General features: G+C 70.8%; 1 pseudogene. It reads right to left on the bottom strand.

Features of this window, described 5'->3' with window-relative positions:
• Nucleotides 1-578: pseudogene (locus tag G1H19_RS22375) on the bottom strand (hypothetical protein); the annotation flags it as partial.

The raw sequence follows: 578 nt of genomic DNA, 5'->3' as shown, positions 1-578 counted from the left end.
CCGGTGAAGCTGACGGTGGCGGCGGCGACGTCGGCGGCCGAGGAGCTCAGGGCGAAGCCACCGCTGGTCATGTAGCTGCCCATGGTGGCCGTGTTCGCGGCCGCGACGTTGCCGGCGTTGAACACGATCGTGGTGGGGGCGACGGTGAAGGCGGCGCTGGTGCCGAACGCCGACTGGGCGGCGGCGTTGAGGGCTGCGCTGGCTGCGCTGGCCCCGGCGGCACCGGTGGCGGTGACGGCGCTGTAGTCCACCGAGCCCAGGTCGAAGCTCTTGCCACCGAAGCTGATGGTGCCCTTCAGGTTCTTGAAGGAGTCCACGCCGCTGGCGGTGAAGCTGGCGTCGGTGGCGTCGACGGTGATGGTCGCGGTGCTGGCAGCGGTCTGGCTGGCGAGGGTGGTGCTGACCTTGCCGGCGGCGGCGGCGGCGGAGACCTGGTACTTGCCGACGCTGGTGACGTCGACGCCGTTGACGCCCAGGCCGGTGGCGTTCATGCCACGGCCGGCGGCACCGATGCTGATCGAGATGGTCTCGCCGGCGTTGGCACCGACCTGGAAGTTCTTGCCGGTGTAGGAGCCGTC

The sequence above is a fragment of the Goekera deserti genome, from assembly GCF_010685995.1.
Taxonomy (GTDB): domain Bacteria; phylum Actinomycetota; class Actinomycetes; order Mycobacteriales; family Geodermatophilaceae; genus Goekera; species Goekera deserti.
This window is presented reverse-complemented; position numbering and strand designations above follow the sequence as displayed.